The organism is Campylobacter sp. LMG 17559, from assembly GCF_024723605.1.
Classification (GTDB): domain Bacteria; phylum Campylobacterota; class Campylobacteria; order Campylobacterales; family Campylobacteraceae; genus Campylobacter_D.
In genome coordinates this window covers 1-577 of record NZ_JANQCZ010000054.1, presented here as the reverse complement: position 1 = coordinate 577, position 577 = coordinate 1, and the positions used below count along the sequence as shown (strand labels likewise).

General features: G+C 24.6%; 1 protein-coding gene. It reads right to left on the bottom strand.

The features are described from left to right. Positions 1–576, bottom strand: a 576-nt coding sequence (locus CAMP5082_RS08275; protein WP_337206437.1) for a glycosyltransferase family 2 protein, incomplete at its 3' end; no start/stop codon positions are given. Position 577: the final 1 nt, after the last annotated feature.

The window sequence follows — 577 nt, the reverse complement described above, 5'->3', positions numbered from 1 at the left end:
ATTTTCTTCATGATATTCTTCAAATCCATGCGCACAAATATCCAAATCTTTTTCAATCATTTCTTTCACGCAAAGCTCTATACAATCATTTAAAAAATAATCATCAGAATCTAAAAAGTGAATTATAGAATTTGGCAACTCTTGCACTAATAAATCATTTATATTTTCTATATTTGTTTTTATGTATCTTTTTTGAATTTGTATAAAATTTGATTTTATAATTTCTTTATTAATTTTTTTTGTATTTTTATCAAAAGTATGAGTCGAGGTAAAAGAGATTATATCTTGTTCTTTCTCATCTTCAAAAAAGCTTCTAAGCTTAGTTCCTTTTATAAATTCTAAGCCCATATTTCTTGCCGAACTTAATCCTCCATTTTCCTTAGAGATTAAAAATATTCTTTCGTCTTTATTGAGATATTCTAAAGCTATATTTAAGCTTTCATCATTACTTCCATCATCTACTAAAACAATATCTAAATGTTTATAGCTTTGATTGACAACACTATCTAGACATTCTTTTAGGTATGGTGTTACATTGTATATTGGTATAATAATAGAAATTAAAGGATTATTCATA